The organism is Moritella sp. 36 (assembly GCF_018219415.1).
In the GTDB taxonomy this organism is placed as follows: Bacteria; Pseudomonadota; Gammaproteobacteria; order Enterobacterales; family Moritellaceae; genus Moritella.
Genome location: NZ_CP056120.1, coordinates 1,921,934 through 1,943,510, shown reverse-complemented (window position 1 = coordinate 1,943,510; position 21,577 = coordinate 1,921,934). Strand labels below are relative to the sequence as shown.

Here is a 21,577-nt window from a genome sequence, read left to right as displayed (position 1 = left end):
TGAGGTAATTAAGTATTCTATCCGTCCTCAAACAGGGCGGATAGTCATAACCTAGCATCTTGAAAATAACTAAAATGGCCCACAAACCAAAGCGCGTTTCACACCCGGCGTTAACTTATCAAGCCCATCAATCAATTTCTCACGACCAATCAATACATCGGTAATTTGTCCTGAATAGCGAACTGCTGTTTCACGCATCATGCCCATCATTGGCCAACCCCATAAAGATGAGATCAAAACACCGTCTTGAATAAAATAAGGCTGAGTCAAGAAACTACAGCTAACCACAGGTTCTACCGGACTACGGTTAGTCGCACTCCCCCCCACTAAATCAATAACAACAGAATTGTCAGGTATTAATTCTTTCACATGCTGGTTGCTGATTAAGAAATTCTTGCCTCTAAGCTCAGGTGACTGCTCAGCACCATTAATCACGATATCAACACCCTGCAACCAATAACCTATATTATCTTTGGCTGTTTGAGCGCGACCTAATACATGGATATGTTTGACACCTTGTTGATGTAATTCATCTAAAGCACCCTGCCCGACATTACCATAACCAAGGATCACCGCTTTTATATTAGCGACATCCACAGACGGTTTATATTCTTTTAACAATGACAACCCATATCTGGCACCCGCTTGACCTGTTTCGTGCAAACACTGAATACGACGTAAGCCAAATTCGAGTGGTGGATGGCTGTCTCGGTAAGCTGACATTGCTTGTTGTCCATATTCACGTTCAAATTCAGTCACATCAAAAAGATGAGTACCCGCATTGTGTAGCTGTAGCAATATGTCTTGTTGATCGTTAAAAGTCTGACTGTCAAAGAAATACAGCGCATTAGGGCCAACAGCATCGAGTTCATCATATGAAAGTGTCGGTTGAATGACCCGTAATGAACGCGGTGAACGATTTCCAGCTCGCTTGATACCTCCTCGTAATCGTTCACTCCAACCAATAACTCTGACTTGTAAATCACCGATACTTTGCGCATTGATAAAAGGGGTTAATGCGGAATTCATCGCTACACGAGCAAGGATCTTATGATCAGGTTCATACTTAGGTGACTCATGTATTTCTTCCATCGCAATAACGTTAATACGTTTACATTTCAGTAATTCAGCGCGACCTGGGTAGGAATGAAAATGAGCCATGCAGAACAACGTACAGCCTTCACTCATTTGCTCTACAGAAGCGATAGCTGGGCCTTTAAATTTAATAATTAGTGATTTATTCACATAAATTTGTTCCGCAGTTTGCATTATCGCGTTATTTGCTAAATATTCTTCATCACTAAAACCGACACCGTCGCCAGCACCAGTCTCAACATAAACTTTAATACCCGCTTGAACAAGCAGACCTACATCACTCGGTATCAAAGCAACGCGCTTCTCTAGCCCTTCTGGATTCTCAGGAGACTCAATTTCTTTAGCCAGTGCGATGGATGAATAACGTGCTGAATTATCTAACATAAATGTATATTCCCTAATACAACAAAGGAATATTAGTAGCATGAAAAATTAACGACTCAAAAGTCTCAACATCAAAAAACCACAAAAACATATTTATGCAACTTTTAACACTGCAACACAGCAGGAACAACCGAAATACTACCCCTTTAGATGTATTCGCTCTTTTAGGTATTTGATAAATAACTGCGTACGAGTATGTTCATAATCAAGGGTTGGATAATAAGCACACACAGCGCCGTGATCGACCGTTACATCAGGTAATACTCGGACCAGTTCACCCACCTCAATTAAATCTTCAAGCATCTTTTGACTGGCGAGTAAGATACCCATACCGCACTTAGCGCCATAAAATAAAGCCTCAGGGTTGGTGGTGGCAAAATTCCCCCGCAAAGTAATGCGATTACCAGTCGATAGCTTCACGTCTCGTATTGGCCTTTCGCCCCAAATGAGCATGTTATGAGATTCAAGATCATCAATGGTTTCAGGCTTACCATATTCCTCGAGATAGTCTGGTGAGGCAAAAAATTGGGCGTCATTTTTAAACAGCTCAATGGCTTTATAATTATGCGAATTTAGCTGTTCCAAATCACGGCTAATAAAAACATCGACATAAGTCTCGGGCATTTGCCCTGGTGATGTGGTCAGTAATTGTATTTTTATTTTTGGATACATCAGTAAGAAGTCATTTAAGTACTTGATGATAAATTTAGAGCCTACCGCCGTTGTCGCGCCAATCTTTAATATCCCAGTCGGCGTTTGGTTTACCGAACGCGCTTCGTCCACCAGCGACATCCACTGATCAAGTTGTAATCGTGACCGCTGGTAAAATAACTGACCAGCTTCTGTTTGATCAAGCGATCGCGTAGTTCGCTTAAGTAACTGCACACCCACTTTCTCTTCTAACCAGTTTATACGCTTGCTGATTGCAGACCCCGTGGTATTAAGCCGATAAGCAGCACCGTTAAAGCTACCTTCTTCTACCACTTTGATATAAGTACGCACACATATTATCCAGTCCATCACTACCTACCTTTTCGTAATACCGCTACTGAAGTGAACATCAAGATTACCGTTTCCGCTTTAATTATTTGTTATTTTTATGTGCTAATGAAAAGTATTTATATACATTTTCTATCATTAGCCACCGTCAACTCCCGGTCTAGTTTAGGTTTAACAAATAGATCCACAGGTAACAAGATAGTGTCCATTACAAACGAAAAAGGCATATCAAGAGCAATCAATGGTAAATCCACTAATGCAGTATGAGTTGAATATATTACGCGGCAAGGAAAGTTTTTCACCGCATCTTCAGTACCACTATACGGGTGCCCAAATGTAACATTATGAGTTTTTATAGTAGAGCAGGAAACATTAAGCAGACACATTAACAAGATTAAAACTTTATACTTCATCGGAATACCACAGAGATCAAATAGATATAGAACAGTACGTTATACGTGATTACATATACCGTAAATTCTAGTTTAGTTATTATAAATAGTACCAAATACACTATTAGTTACAAATCGATTATGATTATTAACGGATCACAAATCAAATGAAACTAAAGTGAAAACAAGAATTGTATTTATACTGACCCGTATAGATACAATGATAGAGGTTTGATTGAATGGTATTTTAGTTAAAGAAAAAGTAAAGTTTTCATGTTGCGCTATGGTGAACTTGAAATCAATCCGGTGCTCCTCAAAAAGAGGTTCTAGCAAAGCAACAAGGTTATGAAGTTGAGTCCTTTTGGTCACCTTTACCTAGAGTGTCACTCATCTTGACCAATAACCCTTCCAAATTTCCTGTTTTTGATTTAGCAGCGAGGACTATTTTTTTTACCTCTGACTTCACTAAGCGATGTTTTGTTATTTTTAATTTTGGTGTCAAAAACGTTTTAATAATTTTATTTCTTGCTGGTACAGTCACGAATTTTCCGCTGTTGGCCACATTCATGTAAAGATGTAACAAGCTATTATCAATTACATTTTTTAATTCGGTTTTGTCTGACATGTTTAAATCAAATCCCTAATAGGTGTAAGCGTACTGCTAGTGTTCATCTAATGCCCGTTAATCGTTAATTAACGCTTGAACATCTAAACATTTTCATCGCGGCCATGATTCTTAACATATCATCTCCGTCTCTATCAGAGATACTGCCGCCACCGCAATGAAGGTTGGCCCAGTGCCTATCCCTATCCAATTCATTTCTTAATAATTCTTTTTTGTCTTTTTTCTTTTGATTTTGATTTTGTATTTTCATAACCCATCCGGTTCATCGTCTAAATATAATTTTTAGACCTTTGTATTATTATTTAATGCTGAGAATTTAGTCAAATATGAAAGCTGATTTATCAAAAAGCCCCCAGTACCTACTAATGAGTATTATCGATCAGTGTAGTATACTTTTCAAGAAACATTTGCACTGAACAAAAATTAATTCATATTTTTCTAATACTCAGCTCAAAATCAACCTTAAGCAGTCAACACTGGTCGCCGGATCTAAAATAGTCTTAATACACGATTAATGTTTTGTTGTAAGACATCACTTAACGGACTCATCTAATACCATCAATCTATGCTCTCTTTCTTGCTCTTATTGCTAGCCCTAAGATACCTAAGCCGAAGATAGCTAAACTTGATGGTTCAGGTACCACTGCACCACCTACACCCAGACCAAAAGAGGCCGAATCAAGTAAGTTACCCACAGAGATGCCGCCTACAGCGTAGACAGCGGAGTATGCAAATTTAATGTCGTTACCCAAAGCAAATATCCCTGAACCTGAATTCACTTGCCAAGTATTGATACCCGCATCGAATGTATCGTTGAACAAATCTGTATCATCAGAAGTCCCAAAGGTATTATCAAGACCCAAGTCTGTAATTTGTAAACGCATCGTTTCTAAACCGCCAGTACGACTGCGATGTGCGAATTCCCAACCAATCTCTTTGGTGGCTGCTATACCTGACACTACCTGCGACAAAGTGCCTGCAATATAGGCGTTTAATTCAACAAATTGATTTCCTGTATGCGAAGGAAAACCTAAGAATCCATTTGCCCACACTTCAAATGCACTATCTGTTGTTTCCCATCCTGGCATTGCTGCAGGGGTTACCAGTTGCATCTGACCAGTAATGACAGGCTCCTCAAAGCTGCCATTAATGAGTCCCGCATTGACTGAAAAAGCAAATAAAAATGTAAATAATCCGATTAATTTTTTCATTTTATTTTCCTTATATTCATTAAAGACAAATAGCCCAGTTATATCAAAGCAAGAACCTTACCTAAAATGTTAATTTCCTTATAAACATCGAGTTAATATATTTTGTCATTACGTAAAGAATAGCGCCAATCACCTAATGTAAAAAAAGTCGACTGTAGTAGTTCATTGAGATTGGCCTGCTTAACATGAAGGGATAATTATGTGGAACCAAGATATTGCTCTCAGTTACATTAACCAAATAGGGTTATGATACTTACATCTTCTAAAAGATAAGGGAACAAAATGGCTGACGTAATTGCTTATATAATTATTATCCTAGGTAATCCATTTGCATATAGAATTGGACGCCTAATCATTTCCATTTTAAGTATTGGTAAATTGTCCATTCAACCACTACCAACTAAGTTTCCAGCCAATTTCGTACAAGCATTTGATGGAGATAGGGTTGTAGAAAACCAAGATAAACAATCCCATTCAGTATCATATGGGATTGCAATTTTAATTGGCTACATTGTAATCGTAACTATATTTGGAACCCTACTATTTTACTCTATCGATGGATTTGTAGAGACTCTCCCATCGGTATAAAACACCCGCATAGACATTACATCACTATAATGGCGTATTCGGCGATGACGCATTAGACCTTGCTCAATACGAGATCCCATATGAAGGACTTTATCCCTAAATCCAAAAAGCCTCTAGTTAAGAGGCCTTTCGAATTTTTATCTACTTGGATTTTCAAGCATCGCGTATTTTAACTTTTCATTTAAATCAACGGATGTACGTTTCTTCTTAAACATTTTAAATAAGCATGACATTATAATCCCTACCTCCAGTACTTTCGATATGAAAGTACTAAATAAAACATATAAAACATAGTTTTACTGTGTAACCATTTGTAAGGAATGGCTAAATTAGCGACGAAGGAGCAAAACCAACTGTTTTTTGTAGTGCTCCTGCATATATCTTGTCGTTGTCCGCCGATGAAGAAAATGCGGAGAATGCAATAACTGCAATAACTGCAATAACTGCAATAACTGCAATGCAGATGATTTTTTCATATAGACCTGTCAGGGACTATCTTATCTCAAAATAAAAATCACTAATAAGGGATTAACAGTTACAAAGACTTACAAATAAAACATTTTTTTTACAATTGATTTTTGTTTTAATAATTACTTATTTGCTTAGATCTTAGCACTATTCACAATGCTAATTATCCAAAGAAGCCTCCATGTTTTCCATTTCTATGCATTATTGGCTATTTTTATGATCGTAACTCCATATGTATTTTTTATTAAAAGTATTAAAACCAACAACCTCTCTTCAGCGAAGGATGTAGCAGAGTAATGCTAGTGGTATATCGGATTTGACAACAAATTAGAGGCTTAATACCACTACGCATACTATATGAGATAAGAAGCAAGAACCGTTAAAAATTAGTATTCGAAAAGATATATTAGAAAGTACAGATTCAGAAGATGAAAAGAAGGGTTAAATGACAATTTATAAAATAAATTATATCTGCTTTATCGTTATTTTTTTATATGTGGGTCAGGTATCAGCAAATACAAATAAAACTATTACATGGTACAAACCAGAATTCCCACCTTTAAGCATTGTTCATGGACCTTATTCTGGAAAAGGATATTCAGACCAGATTGAAAGTTACCTGATTAATCGAATGGAAGATTTTGACTCTCAGGTACTAATCTCACCGTTTAAACGCACGTTGCGTGATATGAAAAAGGGGTTAAATGCTTGTTCAGTTACTTTACTTAAAACTCCTGAACGTGAAAAATTTATTATTTTTAGCAAACCTGCACGACTGCTGTTACCCAACAGTCTTGTCGTACGTAAAAATGATTTACCAAAATTTAATGATTTTAAAGATAAATTAGGACGTGTATCCCTTGAAAAAATAATTCAATCTGGCGGGATGCGTCTTGGCTATTCAAATGGTCGTTCTTATACCAAACCGATCGATGCTCTTCTAGATAAATATAAAGGATCTGAGAGCATGATCGAAAGGGTCGGTAATGAAGGTCCAAAAGGCTTATTGAGAATGTTAATTAAAGGGAATATAGACGCCATGTTTGCTCAACCTGTTGAAAGTCAATTCCATGGGCGCGCCATCGGTGTATCTGATGATATAGCCCAACTGCCAATCAGTGAAATTAAAGATTATACGATCGGTTATATTGGCTGCTCTAAGACGCCTTGGGGTGAGGCTGTTATAAAAAAGATTAACACTTTGCTGGTTAAAGCGGTAAAACGCGATGACTTTAGAAGTTTCTATGAATATTTTTTGGATGACGATTCAAAAATACGTTACCGAAAATTTTATAGTGATTTTTTAAACTCAGATAAAATTAACCTACCAACATGAAATTAAGATTACGAGACCACATTTGGTTTAATCAAACGATCTACACGCTTTCCGTCACCCTCATTTTAGGACTATTCTTTGCCTCTGCAACCATTACGCTTGATCTGCTTGACGAACAAGTGAGCACTAGAAAACATGCAGAAAAAATGGTTAATGCAATGCGCTACCAAGCGGCTCAGGCCGTGTTTAATATTGATCCATTATTGGCAGAAAAGGTAGCGAAAGGTTTATCTGAATATGAGTTATTTCAACATGTGTATATTATTGATGATTTAGGTACATACCTTTATAAAATCGAACGAGCCCCCTACCAATCATATTTATCAGGGCTTTCAGAGCTGCTATTCAATTGTGACACTCCAATTGTCGTACCACTCACCTATCCGGGAAGCAAAATTGAGATAGGAAATATTGAAGTGCACTTGGATAATTACCTTGTTGCCGAAAAATTTTTTCAACGAGCTTTTCGTACTATTATCGGAAGTTTATTTCAAAATATGATTCTTAGTATCTGCTTATTGATTCTATTTTATTATACCTTGACCCGTCCATTAATGAATTTAGGTTGTCAAGTCAACGAAATAGATCCGAATAACCCAACTAAAAAATTAGTAGTTGGTAATTTGCATAGTAAAAACGAGCTGGGTGTAATCACTAGTTTGTTGAACCAGTTATTAGTACGTCTAAAAGATGTGCAAAACAAACACAAGCGTGCAGAACAAGAGCTAATTAATCAAAATGACACACTAGATTTTATGGTCAAAGAGCGTACTGTAGAATTACGAGATATGAATAATAAACTAAATTTATTGGCAACAACCGATCCTTTAACTGGTCTTTACAATAGACGCTTTCTTTTTGAAATAGGTACAAAAAGACTTCATCAAATGCAACGTGATCAACACTCTGTCGCAGTCATGATGTGCGACATCGATCACTTTAAACAGGTGAATGACAATTTTGGGCATGCTATGGGAGATAAAGTATTACAGGGCGTTGCTGAGTGTTTTTCATCGATTATCCGCAAAGATGATATTTTAGCTCGTTATGGTGGTGAGGAATTCGTTATTCTGTTAAGTGAAATATCACCTAAAGATGCTCAAGCATTGGGTGAGCGCCTATGCCGTAACCTTAACGATATGGTATTTACCCATGCAGATAAAAGCGTGAAAATATCCGTCAGCATTGGTTTATCCGTAGCCCCTATTCATTGCAATTATGACATAAATGCCTTAATTAATACCGCTGATATGGCACTTTATAAAGCTAAAGAACTTGGACGTAATCGTTTGGAAATCGCTAATTAGTCTCTGTTAGGTTCAGCTGCTGTCATGGTAAACTACCTGACATGTCTAGCAGGGACCGCATATTAACGATTTCATTTAAGATGATGAATTATATAACTTAGTAGCGTTTTCACTACCAACAATTAAAGAAAGGAGTAGAGCGTGCTTAAAGTGAGTATTATAGGGTTAGGAAGCCTTGGTGGCTTTATTGCAGCCCGATTATCATCTTTACCGGACATTCAAATCCAATGGGTCTACCGTACCTATTCTCTTAGGAAAGATAAGCAGGTTCTTCTTACTTCTAGTTCGATGTCCGAACCACTCGTTGGTTACGCCGATACCATCTCTTACAACTTGGAAGATATTTTCGGAGAAATCGTCTTTATTACTACCAAAGCGTACGATAACAGCACTTTGCTTGAGCAAACGAAAACTTGGAAACACAAAACGATTGTTCTACTTCAAAATGGTATTGGCGAAGATGAAAAATTAGCTCAAGGCCTCGCCCCAAACAACGCAATCGTCAGCGGTATCACCCACTTGAAGGCCAGCTACACTACAAGCCCTTATCAAGTGACTTTGCACAATCAATTAATAGATTGTATCTACGCCGTTTATCAAGGTCAGCCGAGTGCTTACTTAGATTATTTATTGAATAATATCTTTAATGATGTTGAGCGAGAATCAAGTAGTTACCATGTGAGGCTACCCAAATTATTGATCAGCTTTGCCGCAAACGCCGCGTCTTTCCTCTATGATTCGGATATGCGAGGCTTAGCCACTAACCCGAAATGTCGCGAGTTAATGCTAGAAATTGAGCAGGAGTTCTTGCCACTTTTCAATGCCCTTAACCTCCCTGCACCTACATTCCCCATCTCTAAGCTTATCTCACTACTTGACGCACCATTGTATGAGAATGCGTACTTCAGCATGAAAGAAGATTCCGACAACGGCAGGCAAGTAGAGTTTGAGGAGATTTTCAAAGCGTCTCAAAAACTCGCTAATCAGTACAATGTGCCGTTCATTCTAGGTCACCAAGTTTGCCAGCATATCAACAATATATTGCAAGGCGAAAACTTGTCATAGCATAGCTATTTTCGCCGCAGTCGATGTCCCCTAGTTTTTTTGTTAGCTTTCGTTCTCAGATTTATGTTTTAGCTCTATATTAAACGGGAATGCTGTGTGAAAACGACTTATTTCAATGCTGTTTCCGTAGCGATTCCATTCTATCTGTAAATTTATGATCCCACTTCCACTTACTCCAAAGTTACCATAGCTCAATACAGCCCTCAGAAAATCATTATAACCTCGATTTTTATTGGGTTCTGGCCAAAACTTGACGTAACGGTATTGTTTTACATTTCGTGAAACTTCACCTAAATCCATAGATTTCAAAATCACCGGATTTGATTTTTCATTGATACTAACAATGAACAGATATTCATTAGCTCCCCAACTTGTTGGTGATAACCCCTCAGTCCAGAAAACAAGCTCAGGTTTACCATCAAAATCTAAATCAATCCAATGAATTGCGGACTCGTTAATATTCTTTGATATATGATCTAAACGAGGGAGGACTTCTTGTTGATAATATTCTTGAAAATCAACTTTAGTGTTTAATAATTCTTCTTTACTAAGTTTAACCTTAACATAAATCTCATTTTGCAATAGCTTTATGATTTCTCTTCCATTTTCAACATCATATTCTGTACTCGCAGAAGCACCATGCGAACAAAGAACAAATATGGAAGATACCAATAGGAAAAATACTTTCTTAAACATTACCCACTCCATGAAAGTGCTGATTGATTCTACGTTTTTGAAACATAATATTTGTATAACAGGACTTTCGATTCCCCAAATTAATTTAGTCTTGTAAGTTATATACAAGACTAAATATGAAACTGATTATATTGATATTAATTTTAGGCTACAAGATAAATCTGACTGCCTTTTGGCAAGTCGAGACTGGGTTAAGTGCCGTATTGATAAGTTTATAAGGGGACCTATCAATATAATTTTAAATGGTTTATTAATCCATTGAGCCACTATAAATAGCTGTGTTATAGGAGATCATTAGAAATAATCACTTTTAAAGATTTGTAGTCGGAGGCATGCGTAAAGGTTGTGTATGCTTTTTCTGATTCTGATAGTTTAAATTGATGGCTAATTAATTTTTTAGGTTCCAGATGACCAGCCCTAATTTGTTTGATTAACATTGGGATCGTATTTGTATGAACCATTCCAGCAGTCATTGTAAAATTTCGCTTCCACATATCTTCAAGATTTATCGTTGCAGATTTACCGTGCACACCAAGTACCGCGATGTTACCGCCAGGGCAAACAAGTTTCTGGGACATGTCCCAACCAGCTGGAATGCCTATCGCTTCAATCACGACATCAACACCTACACCATCAGTAATGTCTAGAATCTGTTGAACTGCAGTACCATCCGAATTATTAATTGCATGTGTAGCACCGAGCTCAGTGGCGACTTGAAGTCTATGATCGTTTGTATCAATTGCATAAATCTCGCTTGGCGAGAAGAACTTTGATGTCATTAATGAAGAAAGGCCTACTGGACCGCACCCAATAACCGCGACTGAACATCCAGGTTTCACTTGTCCATCAAGAACGCCTACTTCATATCCTGTTGGGAATATATCACTTAATAGTACAAGAGAATCTGTATCTATATCTTTAGGAACTAGGTGTAGACTCGTGTCACCAAAAGGAATTCTGACATACTCCGCCTGACACCCATCAATCTCATTCCCTAATAACCAGCCACCATCGAAGCATTGCCCAAACTTTGAAACTTGACACATTTTGCAGCTACCGCAAGATGTAATGCATGAAATTATAACTCTATCACCCGTCTTGAATTTACTTACGAGATCCCCACATGATTCAACTATTCCAACCCCTTCGTGACCCATAATGGTACCTGGGATAAATGTAGCAACATTATTTCTCAAAATATGTAAGTCAGTGCCACAAATAGTAGTTTTTTCAACTTTAACGATCACATCACTTTGTTTTATGATTGTTGGTATTGGTCTATCTTCTAATTTAGCGCTTTCTTTTCCGTCGAACACATATGCTTTCATAATTTACCTTCACTAGATTCGTTGTTGTATACCTTCACAATATAATAACTATTTAGGCATAAACGCCGAGCCAATGTCAAACCATAAATAGTCAATACCCATTTATAAGTAAACCGGTAGTTATAGCCGTCACAGTTGTAACTTGCAGTGCCTCATTGAAATGTTCGCCGCACATTACTTTTGGTCATTGTCGGTGAACGAATTACAGAACTCAGTACACTACAACAAGCGCTAAGCCAGCGCGCTATTCATCATTTCCCATACCCGACTGCAGATGTGGATCAAATTAAGACTTACTCAATACGAGTGATAAAGTCGTATTTATCAGAGTCTGCTTTAGTCATCCAGTGCTCGCCATTAGCAGGAGCCGAGTCTAAAGTAAAGATATAAAAATCAATCCCTTTATCTCCCATCACCTTATTAAAATAGGTCGCTTGCTTACGATGACTTTCGTTGGTGTACGGGAATTCTTTGGCTGTTTTACCGTCCTCCGCCCAACTATGCACACCCACTTGCTTATTAAGCTCAATGGCTTTATTGGTATCTGAACGTTGCAAAATTCGTGGGTTACCGGCTGCGAACAGATCCGTGCCTCCAGAGAAAACTGAACCCGTTGAGGTTACGATCGTCGTCATCTTGTTGCTATTGATCATAAGTCCGGTGTACATGTTGATCCCATCATCACCACTGCCGCCGACAAAGTTGTTAAACTTCAAGGTCATTTTACTGCCTAGATTTGAATTCACGATATCAGAAAGCTGGAAATAGGTTGACGCACCAAGAGTCGAAGGCATTTCAACACCAGGGTTCGCATCACGATAAAAATAGCTAAAAGCAAAGGAAGTGGTGATCGTTACTTTGTTGCCATTTTTGGCTTCACTTAAAATAGTATTACCAATAGCGGTAACGTATTCCGACATGTCATTATTATATTCAAGGCTGACGGAGAGATTTTTATCAATCGTCGTCGTAGCAATGAATGTGGTATCATTAGAAATGGAGCGTATATTAGCATCACAATTAAACTTATCCAGAATCTTGCTTTCGGCGTAAATAATACAATTCTTATTATCCACTGCACCAGGAAGATAAAGGTCAACGTTTTTTAAACCTGAATTATCCGTAAGCCTAATTAATTTTTCAGAATCAGTAACTTCTTCAGAAAACTTAATTTTATCATACCGCACCCCATTATAAGTGAGCGCCATTGCGTGATCTTGGATATCTTGTCGCTCCCGCTTCACTTCATCAAGCTTATCCGGTGAAAATACGTAATCAGCCTTCGGTTTAACTGGCGTTGCTGGCGGGTTAACTGGCTTTGTTGGGGGGTTAACTGGCTTTGTTGGCGGCTTAACTGGAGCTGTTGAAGATGAATCTGATCCGCACCCAGAAAGGACGGTGGCAAGTAAAGCTACAGTTGTTATTTTTTTCATATTAAATCTCATTCGTTAACAAAGTTATTAGAAAGATTAAAACAAAGAATAACGGTAAACAAAATGGTTAATTTGTAAGCGTTTGTTTATTTCATCATAGCTTGTTGAGATTAAAGATAAGGTAGTCCTATAATAATATTGGCAATGTTTCAGCTAAGTTAATACCAACAACAACACCGACTATTGCTGTAATTACGCCTGATATTAAAATGATTCGAAATAAAGATGTTATTTGCATTTCACGTCCTTGTTAAGTCCTAATAATGATTAACGAACTAAATATGCAACTGATTATATTACTATTTTCATTTACCTAAAGAGAATGGTAACTCTTTAGTGGTAAACTGTGATACAACCGTGAAATAGACGAATAACACAACATAAAAACGATGCGTTAAATTGAAATTTGTTTTAGATACACATTGAAATAGATATTCACCAAGATGGTTCGAAATCATCTTGGTGATATGTGGGTTATTTAAAGGGGAAAATAGTAAGAAATACGGCTTAACATGGGTATAGAATTACTTTAATAAACATTCAGGGTCATCAAATAAGAAACTTGCTATTTCCATTAGCGTTTTTCGAGGGTTACTTGATGTAGTCCCAGTTTTTATCAAATAATTTAAGTATGCAGTAAATGATGCAGTAGAGGCTTTACTTTTATCACCGGGAGTAAAAAACAATTGACCAAACTTAAACACAGGCTTATAGCCAAATAATTTCAACCCTAGTAATTCTCGAGCAAATACACGAGGGACATTATATTTATAATCCCAAATATCTCCAATGTAACACTGGAAATAACATTTCCATTTATCTTTATCACTCATTTTATTCCTAATACTTGGATTGATGGTGATGCTAAATTCGTTATATCTAGATTCTGCAAGATGGAAATCCTGCAAACCTGTCACCCCACCTAAAATAAAGCAATCATTAAGAATAGGATTCCAATTTTTATCACTTAATACACTTCCTGTACTAACCATGGAATTGCTATTTATTAAAGGTGTCTGTTTTCGTAGTTCGCATCTTTTTTCTATAAGTCGCGAAACTAATGCGAGTTCTTCTTTTTCTTGCACACCTCCATGTGAACTAAGACCAAAGTTGAAAAGTAATGCTTCATCCTTTCTAATTTGAGTACCACCCAATAACAAGAAACCAAGTGAACTTTTCTTTGCATTTTTATATAGCCACCAAGAATTTAAAATATTATCAGATTGAGTCCAATCCCATGAAACCCATGAATGGTGTGCAATATAGCTAGGCGCGAGCTGTGTAATTTCTTCAAAGAATCGATTCAGATTATACATAGGTATTAACTCTTATATGTTATTAAACTTGTTTTGGGGACTTTTGTTACAGTTTATACAGATCTAATTGAATTAATTGTAATGAAAAGTAAGGAATGTCGTATTCTGCTGATTTCGCATCGATTATATTCTCAACTCTATTCCCGTGATCAATGAAGGTACTTGGCTTCTGACTGATAAATATACGCAACAACCGTATATTAGCTAAAATCTTTATTACCGTTACTTAAATTAGAGCAACGTTATGCGCGATATTATCTTTGTATTCGCGTAGCGCCATAAGATAATATTTCACCTCGAAATACAAGGAGCTCTACCATCAGAATAACCTAAAGTTTTCTGGCTGCTCAGATTCGGATAACGATGGAATGTACTTAGCTGCGATATACACTTATGATAGAAACGGTTCACAACGGATAAAACTATTGATATCTAAACGTAATGTTAAGGATGCTATCAGTGTTGAATTGACGGCTAATTAAGTTGTTTTTTACGTAATGATACAGTTAGCATAATAGTTGAAATTCATACTCAGATTCACTGACTTTACTAAATGATGTCTCGTGACTTACAGCAAGGTCAAAAGGATTGATGGAAGAGACAACAAAGAATGATGAAGAATTAGTGAACTGAACTTTGATGCCGGCTTCAAATTTCGCATGATTTACCGCATCTTTCGGCATATCTGATTCCAAGCCCTCATACTGTGTTGTCGCGCCCTCAGTTTGACCTAAGAGTTCCTCTTTATCGCTAGCTGACGTCGGAACTGACCAATTACATTTATTCACTATAAATATATTCTTTACGGTTTCGTTATCCATTAAACCTATCGTCACATCTGGTTTACTGTTAATCAATTCATCCGAGGTCGCGATTAGAAACACTTCAAAACTCGATGCCACATATTCATCTTTTGCTCTTATGGAAACGAGTTCTCCATTCATCAGGACGAAGGTAACAACTGTTACATAGTCATGAAACTTAAAGATGTTGATTTGCCGAACACCAATCTTCTTAATTTTCAGGAGGGTCTGTTTGGTTCCTGGGGATAACGTCAAATCCATGGTTGCTCTTTTATGCTAGCGCCTAAAGCATGGGCGCGGGCTTTTTCGCGTCCCATGCCTTTAATTGTTAGGTAGAGACTGCCTCTTCTACCCGATTATTTTCCAATTTACTACGGACCAAATCTGATAATTTCAAATAACGGTCAGCTCCATTCTTTGGTGGTCTATTCAAATGACGAAGGTTCTTGTAACTCTTCAGTATCCCAGAATTGATCGCCAGTTGAATTGACTTGTTAGGTAACGATTACCACAACACCATGATTTAATTAACACTTTGCTCGCACTCATCAAATTGGTAATTGTAACTACCACCAGAATCTAAGCAACTATCGATTTCAATAAATGCCATAATTTCATAAGCACCAAAGAAAATTAACACCCAAAAAATTAAACCTACCATTGTTACTTTAAAGCCATCTGGGTCAACATTTTTATTGAATGGTCGGTAAATTAGATAACCTAAACCTTTTATAAGTATCTCAACGATTATTTCGACAAAGAATCTAAATATGAACCTGAAAACTCCAGAAAAAACTTCACCGACAATTTCTCCGGGCATGCCGCTATTCCTTTAGTTACATAGCGCTCATTTAAGGCGCTGATAATTGTTTGCTAAAATTGTGTAGCGAAGTGAAACTGAGTAAACTGTTATCAGTCCCACTTTAAATTATTGTTATATAAATACTTAACTCAGATTTATTTTTGATGTTAAAACATGATCTTGCCATGAGCCAGCTATTTTTAAATAAGACTTTGCCAATCCTTCTTTTTGAAAGCCTAGTTTATCCAATAACTTGCCAGAGCGAATATTTGATGGGATATAATTAGCCATGACTCTATGTAAATTGAATTCAGTAAATACGTACTGTATTGATGCTTGAAGCATTTCAAACATTAAACCTTTACCTTGCTTCTTCTCAGAGATTGAGTAACCAAGATTACAAGCTTGAAAAACACCATGAACTATATTTGAAAATGTACATAAACAAATAATTTCAGATTTACTTTTATCAAAGGCAACAAGAGAAATTGAAGAGCCTAATTGAAAGTTTTTGAAGTTTAACTCAACACGTTTTTTTGTTTCTTCTAAGCCAAAATATCCTGCGATTCTTGTTGGCTCCCACGGTGATAAATGGCTACGATTATCATTTTCATATTTGACGAGTAATTCAAAATCGTCAGGATTTAAAACGGAAATAATCATGTTTTCAGTTTCTAATTCAGGAATCAATTTCAACTCCAATATCTCCTAGGCATATAACATTTGTATAACAGGACTCTCGATTCCCAAAATTCATTCACCTCAATAAAAGCAGATTAATTAATTGAAAAATAAGATTATACTTCAAATTTATTAATTACATGTTTATGGGAAAACGAGCCGTCCTGTAAATTATTTCTTTAGTCTTGTAAGTTATATACAAGACTATCTATGTAACTGATTATATTGACATTAATTTTAGACTACAAGATAAACCTGACTGCCTTTTGGCAAATCGAGACTGCGTTCACCAAAATACAAATAACACTGTATAAAATCACGCTGTCTAGCCATAAGATTTAATCTCACCCTCCCCCAGGAGGAGTTCAAATCAAATGGTGGAATAAACCTCACTTCTTGAGTTTTCCTTATAACTGGCCTAAAATAAACACTGTATATAACAACAGTGTTTATCTATGGATATAATTCCAATCTCTGCAAGTGCTGGTATCACTGGTTTTGAAAGTCCTGCAGCTGAATATAGCCAGCTTACATGTACCTTAGACAAAATTCTTATCGATCACCCGAGCTCCACTTTTATTGGTAAAGCCTGTGGTGATTCAATGGAAGGTGTTGGTATTTTTGATGGTGACTTATTGATTGTTGATAGGCATGTTACGCCCAGGCTAGCGTAATAAACCCATTGTGGTTTTGTCTAATAATGACGGGTGTATCGCTGCTGCAAACAGACAAACAAAAGAATCCGGTGGGACTGAATAATGCGTTAGACCTTGCAGAATGCCCTAACGGGTTTAGCGCGCAAAGAGTTCTCGTATTGAAGTTGAACGTACAATATGAGAACTCAGTACACGACAACAAGCCCTAAGTCAGCATGCTGGCATTAGCACGTCAACAATGGCATATTGACACTCAATCTCCGTGACAATACCCAGTATTAGCGCACCGAAAGTTAATGAGCTGACATGGAGCCGATTATTAATCCTCAAAGGTTAGAAGGAACAAAATTCGGTAGTTGTTCTTCTGTCAATGCGCTGTGGTTTGCAAAGTCCCAGACGCGGCGGACCCAACTAACATCCCATCCTGTTAGGTCTCGTGAAAATGAATGAGCTTCGTAAAACATTTGTTGCATAAGGCCGACCCTAGAGGTGTCCCAGTCGCTGATGTCTTGATTAAAGACGACTGCACGCCTAAACATGGCGTCCATCCTGTTGACACTAGAGGTGTCCCAGCTGCCAATATATTGATTAAAGACGGCATCAGTAAACATCCCACTCATAGAGCTGACACTCGAGGTATCCCAGTCGCCAATATATTGATTAAAGGCGCTAGGCATACTTTCATGACCCGAAAACATCCAACTCATGTCGGTGACACTAGAAGTATCCCAGCTGCCTATGTCTTGATTAAAGACGCCCTCAGTAAACATCCAACTCATGTCAGTGACACTCGAGGTGTCCCAGCTGCCAATGTCCTGATTAAAGGCGCTAGGCATACTTTCATGACCCGCAAACATCGAGCTCATATCGGTGACATTTGAAGTATCCCAACCGCCTATGTCTTGATTAAAGACACTAGACATACTTTTATGACCCGCAAACATCGAGCTCATATCGGTGACATTCGAAGTGTCCCAACCGCCTATGTCTTGATTAAAGACGCCCTCAAAAAACATCCCGCTCATATCAGTGACACTCGAGGTGTCCCACCTGCCAATGTCCTGATTAAAGGCGGCATAACTAAACATCCCACTCATAGAGATTACATTCGAGGTGTCCCAGTCGCCAATGTCTTGATTAAAGGCGTCGGCATCAGTAAACATCCAACTCATATCAGTGACACTCGAGGTGTCCCAGCTGCCAATATCTTGGTTAAAGGTGACGGCATCAGTAAACATCCAACTCATGTCGGTGACACTCGAGGTGTCCCAGTCCCCAATATCTTGATTAAAATCGTGGTTATTTCTAAACAGCCAGCTCATATCTGTCACACACCCCGTTTCAAAGGTGACTAGCCCATCCAGTAACAAATCTAAGGCAAGCCAGTTACGTATCGTCGCGTCGTCCACGACTAACTCTGGGGTATCTGATGGCGGATTACTGTACCAATCGTGGTCTATGTCAGTGTATGGCTTTCCTTTACAGGTTAACCTCTTAAAAGACTCACTAAACCGAACGTTATAAGCACAGTCTTTTGTTATTTTCTCCGTCGTATAAGTCACCACTTCCCCAGCTACTGCCCCGATTTTATCTGGCGTAACCTTACACAAGACATCGTCACTGGTGGAAACCTGCTGTATCAAAAAGCCTGCATTGGGCGTGACAATGAATTTCAATACTTCATTTTTTTCGACATTGCTTACGACTTTCGTACCAGCCTCTTCTGTGTTTGGTAGTATTTTAACCTTACCACTCATGTTATGGTTTATTGTAACTTTGTGCATCTTCATGAAGGTGGCGCTAATCGCGCAGTCGCTATCAATCGCGTCCGTTTGGTACTTAGTGGCAGTCATAGAGTCATAGGAGGTCTCATCGATTGGATGCACCACGCACTCACCGGATAAACTGCTCACCTTATCAATCCTAAATCCTGCATCAGGGGTCACAGTAAAATCAAACGTCTCACCTTCTGACACCTGCCCCTCATTTGGCGTGGCAGAGCCGCCCACCTCAGGCTGTACCATAATGGTATGAAGGTTATTATCCGGTACAATAATGACGTGAATCCCATCATCCTGTACATCCTGTACATCCTCAGTTCCATTACCAGAATGACATCCAGCTAACAGTCCTATCGCTAAGTAGGAGTAAAAGAAGAAAGCTATCTTCTTTGAATTTAACATCTTTATTGACCTTATTTTGTGTATTGATATTGAGGGGGTGATCAGTATCTTTGATACATACGGAACAGCACCAACGCTAACACGTAACCATAAGTGAGTAGTAGTGCGTAGTTGTTTATATTGGATTTAAATAACAGTTTTCGAAATTAAAAAATCAATCTATTGATTAATACCTGTTTCATGTGTAACAGCTCTTCTAAAGATAAAATTTTCGATATACGGCCTATTTGCCATAAAAGTCAAAACGCGTAGAAATGAGAAATGCAACATTTGGTTACATTTCTCATTGGCAGTTTAATACCTGTCGGTTACCGCTTAGAATTATTATTGGTGGGAGTCAGTTCAGTGATTGCTCACCGCCATAAATGGCGATGGTTTATATTACCATCTAAAATTAGGAAACTAACGATACAGGTTTAGATCTGCAGGTGCTGAATAATCGGTTCAAATCGTTAATGGATGAAATCATGATGGCAGTGTTTTTGGGGGAAGAAGGAAACTAAAGGGGTTCTCGCCCCTTAAGTAAGCATGCTTAAGATTATTTAACGTCGTTTTATATATAATTTACTTTTTATTAAACGCGCATCGTATTTTTTGTATTATAAAAATTAATAAAAACAACATACCAACTACAATACTTATCATACCAAGTGGTAGAAACAAACTCTCATGAAGATGGCCGTCATTATCAATAAATTGATAAAATGTACTTTCGGCTATTAGAGATAGTATCCCCAAGCTAAGTAACAACAAAGAAGCTAGCAGAGTTTTGTTAGTGAAAATATTCATTTAGGCTCCTCCATACCAAAACGCCTTGCTAAGTGGAAAATAATGGTTGGCTATAATCGCAAAGCTATGGCCAACTGTTATTTTTCCGCTTAGCAACTTGTTGAACATTAATTTTTCGCCTTACCCGCTTCTAGGATAGGCATTCCTGCTTCAGTGGGAATATAAATACGTTCACCGTTCCCATCTTGAAGTCCTTTGATCCAAATATATCGAAGATAAGCCTCGTTATTTTTTAACGACTCACCAATAATTTTATTTGCTTCCGCAGCAGCCTTCGCAAGCTCGATGTCGGCTTTACCTTCAGCTTTAGCACGAACAATTTGAGCTTCGCCTTCGGCTTGAGCTAAAGTAACTCTTGCTTTCGCTTGCATTAAAGCAGCTTGCTCTCGAGCTTTAGCTTCTTCAATTAGGATTTGCTTGCTCCATTTAGCCTCTTTTAATGAAGCTATACCATGCATTTCCATGTTATAGACTTTATATTTAGGCCAAGCCCATAAAATTAAACTTATGGTCACAACAAAAGCGACGACTAAAAATGCTAAACCACCAAATGCGATGGCATTTCTATTTGAATGCACGGATTTTCCTTAATGTTCCAACGCTCATTTAAGGGCGCTGATAATTGTTTGCTAAAATTGTGTAGCGAAGTGAAACTGAGTAAACTGTTACGAATCCGACTTTAATGCCTTGTTAGGTGTGAATTACACACTTCATATTTGAAGCAGTTTTTTTAATTCACAAGAATCTATTAAACCATTTTCATCAATATCTAGAAAGAATGGTATTTGCCAGCGTTGGGTTTTCTTGCCTGACTCAGAAAATACCTTAGTGCCAACAACCCCTCTATCTTCGCTCCACGGAGGAAATACTCTAAAGCCAGTTTTTCCTTTACTTTTTATCGAAGCTAAAATCCCTTTTTCAATTAAAAGAGAAACAGGAAAGATAAACATTCCATATTTGGATCTATGCTCAAGTCTTTCCGAAATATTCGAATGGCTCTCTACATGTATAAATAAATAATCGAGATCACTAGATGTTAATGGTATAGGTTTATTGCTATTTAAATCTTCTGTAAGGGGGCGTTGCCAAACAGCCAAAAAAGCTCCTGGCCTATCTGACGTAACCTTGCCCTTGCGATAAACAATACGTCGATCATTTAAAGAAAAATTCAATGCTTCATATTTAGAGCTTTCAGGGATGGAATCTAGCTCCACCTTTTGAGTTATTTGATAACCAGCTGTCACAAACTCTTTAATTAATAAAGACTCTAACTCATCACGATAATTTTTATTTCCCAAAAAAACACCTTTTGAAATTAATTATTAAGCTATTAACATGAAACTAGCTCTAACACCTAACGCCAACCTAAGCCGCATATAATACTGGCGTAGGTTTTTGCACTTTTTGTTGTTTACGAAAA

At 37.7% G+C, this 21,577-nt stretch carries 21 protein-coding genes and 1 pseudogene; 5 read left to right on the top strand and 17 right to left on the bottom strand.

The window, feature by feature from the left end:
- Window positions 1–69 precede the first annotated feature (69 nt).
- From HWV03_RS08770 to HWV03_RS08745, 6 genes are all read right to left on the bottom strand, one after another.
- Window positions 70–1,479, bottom strand: a complete 1,410-nt coding sequence (locus HWV03_RS08770) for an alanine dehydrogenase (RefSeq protein ID WP_211679355.1) — start codon at window positions 1,477–1,479, stop codon at window positions 70–72.
- A gap of 138 nt (window positions 1,480–1,617) precedes the next feature.
- Window positions 1,618–2,499 (bottom strand): LysR family transcriptional regulator, encoded by an 882-nt coding sequence (locus tag HWV03_RS08765; protein WP_255547132.1) that lies wholly within the window; start codon window positions 2,497–2,499, stop codon window positions 1,618–1,620.
- 98 nt (window positions 2,500–2,597) lie between these two features.
- A complete protein-coding gene (locus HWV03_RS08760) occupies window positions 2,598–2,891 on the bottom strand; it encodes a YceK/YidQ family lipoprotein (RefSeq protein ID WP_211679354.1) in 294 nt (97 codons plus the stop codon).
- Between the two features lie 322 nt (window positions 2,892–3,213).
- The gene (locus HWV03_RS08755) at window positions 3,214–3,495 is read right to left on the bottom strand and encodes a DUF2913 family protein (RefSeq protein ID WP_211675007.1); all 282 of its coding nucleotides are present in this window, start codon (window positions 3,493–3,495) and stop codon (window positions 3,214–3,216) included.
- Window positions 3,496–3,559: 64 nt separating this feature from the next.
- On the bottom strand, window positions 3,560–3,745 hold the full coding sequence (locus tag HWV03_RS08750) for a hypothetical protein (RefSeq protein WP_211679353.1): 186 nt from the start codon (window positions 3,743–3,745) through the stop codon (window positions 3,560–3,562).
- A 313-nt stretch (window positions 3,746–4,058) separates the two neighbouring features.
- Window positions 4,059–4,706 (bottom strand): PEP-CTERM sorting domain-containing protein, encoded by a 648-nt coding sequence (locus HWV03_RS08745; RefSeq protein ID WP_211679352.1) that lies wholly within the window; start codon window positions 4,704–4,706, stop codon window positions 4,059–4,061.
- Between the two features lie 282 nt (window positions 4,707–4,988).
- Between HWV03_RS08745 and HWV03_RS08740 the strand changes: the two genes are divergently transcribed.
- From HWV03_RS08740 to HWV03_RS08725, 4 genes are all read left to right on the top strand, one after another.
- Window positions 4,989–5,294: a hypothetical protein gene (locus tag HWV03_RS08740; RefSeq protein ID WP_211679351.1), complete on the top strand. Its 306-nt coding sequence runs from the start codon at window positions 4,989–4,991 to the stop codon at window positions 5,292–5,294.
- Between the two features lie 913 nt (window positions 5,295–6,207).
- Complete coding sequence (locus tag HWV03_RS08735) at window positions 6,208–7,098, top strand: TIGR02285 family protein (RefSeq protein WP_211679350.1); 891 nt, start codon at window positions 6,208–6,210, stop codon at window positions 7,096–7,098.
- Window positions 7,095–8,405, top strand: a complete 1,311-nt coding sequence (locus tag HWV03_RS08730) for a GGDEF domain-containing protein (RefSeq protein WP_211679349.1) — start codon at window positions 7,095–7,097, stop codon at window positions 8,403–8,405. Before HWV03_RS08735 ends, HWV03_RS08730 begins: the two co-directional genes overlap by 4 nt.
- Before the next feature lie 141 nt (window positions 8,406–8,546).
- Window positions 8,547–9,470, top strand: a complete 924-nt coding sequence (locus HWV03_RS08725) for a ketopantoate reductase family protein (RefSeq protein ID WP_211679348.1) — start codon at window positions 8,547–8,549, stop codon at window positions 9,468–9,470.
- Window positions 9,471–9,512: 42 nt separating this feature from the next.
- On the opposite strand, the gene HWV03_RS08720 is transcribed toward HWV03_RS08725, so the two are convergent.
- From HWV03_RS08720 to HWV03_RS08690, 7 genes are all read right to left on the bottom strand, one after another.
- Window positions 9,513–10,166, bottom strand: a complete 654-nt coding sequence (locus tag HWV03_RS08720) for a hypothetical protein (protein ID WP_211679347.1) — start codon at window positions 10,164–10,166, stop codon at window positions 9,513–9,515.
- A gap of 281 nt (window positions 10,167–10,447) precedes the next feature.
- A complete protein-coding gene (locus HWV03_RS08715; protein ID WP_211679346.1) occupies window positions 10,448–11,494 on the bottom strand; it encodes an alcohol dehydrogenase catalytic domain-containing protein in 1,047 nt (348 codons plus the stop codon).
- A 293-nt stretch (window positions 11,495–11,787) separates the two neighbouring features.
- A complete protein-coding gene (locus tag HWV03_RS08710; protein WP_211679345.1) occupies window positions 11,788–12,927 on the bottom strand; it encodes a hypothetical protein in 1,140 nt (379 codons plus the stop codon).
- 524 nt (window positions 12,928–13,451) lie between these two features.
- Window positions 13,452–14,243, bottom strand: a complete 792-nt coding sequence (locus HWV03_RS08705) for a hypothetical protein (protein ID WP_211679344.1) — start codon at window positions 14,241–14,243, stop codon at window positions 13,452–13,454.
- 506 nt (window positions 14,244–14,749) lie between these two features.
- Window positions 14,750–15,307: a hypothetical protein gene (locus tag HWV03_RS08700; RefSeq protein ID WP_211679343.1), complete on the bottom strand. Its 558-nt coding sequence runs from the start codon at window positions 15,305–15,307 to the stop codon at window positions 14,750–14,752.
- 262 nt (window positions 15,308–15,569) lie between these two features.
- Window positions 15,570–15,866 carry a hypothetical protein gene (locus HWV03_RS08695; RefSeq protein ID WP_211679342.1) on the bottom strand — a complete coding sequence of 99 codons (297 nt, stop codon included), beginning with the start codon at window positions 15,864–15,866 and terminating at the stop codon, window positions 15,570–15,572.
- 126 nt (window positions 15,867–15,992) lie between these two features.
- Window positions 15,993–16,538, bottom strand: a complete 546-nt coding sequence (locus HWV03_RS08690) for a GNAT family N-acetyltransferase (RefSeq protein WP_255547131.1) — start codon at window positions 16,536–16,538, stop codon at window positions 15,993–15,995.
- Window positions 16,539–16,984: 446 nt separating this feature from the next.
- Here HWV03_RS08690 and HWV03_RS08685 point away from each other — a divergent pair.
- Window positions 16,985–17,194: pseudogene (locus HWV03_RS08685) on the top strand (LexA family protein); the annotation flags it as partial.
- A gap of 317 nt (window positions 17,195–17,511) precedes the next feature.
- On the opposite strand, the gene HWV03_RS08680 reads toward HWV03_RS08685, so the two are convergent.
- The 4 genes from HWV03_RS08680 to HWV03_RS08665 form a co-directional block, all read right to left on the bottom strand.
- Window positions 17,512–19,368, bottom strand: a complete 1,857-nt coding sequence (locus tag HWV03_RS08680) for a BspA family leucine-rich repeat surface protein (RefSeq protein WP_211679341.1) — start codon at window positions 19,366–19,368, stop codon at window positions 17,512–17,514.
- Between the two features lie 564 nt (window positions 19,369–19,932).
- On the bottom strand, window positions 19,933–20,157 hold the full coding sequence (locus tag HWV03_RS08675; protein WP_211679340.1) for a DUF3955 domain-containing protein: 225 nt from the start codon (window positions 20,155–20,157) through the stop codon (window positions 19,933–19,935).
- A gap of 107 nt (window positions 20,158–20,264) precedes the next feature.
- Complete coding sequence (locus tag HWV03_RS08670) at window positions 20,265–20,735, bottom strand: hypothetical protein (RefSeq protein ID WP_211679339.1); 471 nt, start codon at window positions 20,733–20,735, stop codon at window positions 20,265–20,267.
- Window positions 20,736–20,867: 132 nt separating this feature from the next.
- Entirely contained in the window at window positions 20,868–21,455 is a 588-nt protein-coding gene (locus HWV03_RS08665) for a MepB family protein (protein WP_211679338.1), read from the bottom strand.
- Window positions 21,456–21,577 lie beyond the last annotated feature (122 nt).

Excerpts from the sequence above, each read along its gene's own strand:
- HWV03_RS08680 (WP_211679341.1), bottom strand. The coding sequence starts at position 19,368 with ATGTTAAATTCAAAGAAGATAGCTTTCTTCTTTTACTCCTACTTAGCG.
- HWV03_RS08695 (WP_211679342.1), bottom strand. The coding sequence starts at position 15,866 with ATGCCCGGAGAAATTGTCGGTGAAGTTTTTTCTGGAGTTTTCAGGTTC.
- HWV03_RS08710 (WP_211679345.1), bottom strand. The coding sequence starts at position 12,927 with ATGAAAAAAATAACAACTGTAGCTTTACTTGCCACCGTCCTTTCTGGG.
- HWV03_RS08735 (WP_211679350.1), top strand. The coding sequence starts at position 6,208 with ATGACAATTTATAAAATAAATTATATCTGCTTTATCGTTATTTTTTTA.
- HWV03_RS08675 (WP_211679340.1), bottom strand. The coding sequence starts at position 20,157 with ATGAATATTTTCACTAACAAAACTCTGCTAGCTTCTTTGTTGTTACTT.
- HWV03_RS08740 (WP_211679351.1), top strand. The coding sequence starts at position 4,989 with ATGGCTGACGTAATTGCTTATATAATTATTATCCTAGGTAATCCATTT.
- HWV03_RS08715 (WP_211679346.1), bottom strand. The coding sequence starts at position 11,494 with ATGAAAGCATATGTGTTCGACGGAAAAGAAAGCGCTAAATTAGAAGAT.
- HWV03_RS08705 (WP_211679344.1), bottom strand. The coding sequence starts at position 14,243 with ATGTATAATCTGAATCGATTCTTTGAAGAAATTACACAGCTCGCGCCT.
- HWV03_RS08770 (WP_211679355.1), bottom strand. The coding sequence starts at position 1,479 with ATGTTAGATAATTCAGCACGTTATTCATCCATCGCACTGGCTAAAGAA.
- HWV03_RS08720 (WP_211679347.1), bottom strand. The coding sequence starts at position 10,166 with ATGTTTAAGAAAGTATTTTTCCTATTGGTATCTTCCATATTTGTTCTT.
- HWV03_RS08750 (WP_211679353.1), bottom strand. The coding sequence starts at position 3,745 with ATGAAAATACAAAATCAAAATCAAAAGAAAAAAGACAAAAAAGAATTA.
- HWV03_RS08700 (WP_211679343.1), bottom strand. The coding sequence starts at position 15,307 with ATGGATTTGACGTTATCCCCAGGAACCAAACAGACCCTCCTGAAAATT.
- HWV03_RS08760 (WP_211679354.1), bottom strand. The coding sequence starts at position 2,891 with ATGAAGTATAAAGTTTTAATCTTGTTAATGTGTCTGCTTAATGTTTCC.
- HWV03_RS08745 (WP_211679352.1), bottom strand. The coding sequence starts at position 4,706 with ATGAAAAAATTAATCGGATTATTTACATTTTTATTTGCTTTTTCAGTC.
- HWV03_RS08755 (WP_211675007.1), bottom strand. The coding sequence starts at position 3,495 with ATGTCAGACAAAACCGAATTAAAAAATGTAATTGATAATAGCTTGTTA.
- HWV03_RS08730 (WP_211679349.1), top strand. The coding sequence starts at position 7,095 with ATGAAATTAAGATTACGAGACCACATTTGGTTTAATCAAACGATCTAC.
- HWV03_RS08765 (WP_255547132.1), bottom strand. The coding sequence starts at position 2,499 with ATGGACTGGATAATATGTGTGCGTACTTATATCAAAGTGGTAGAAGAA.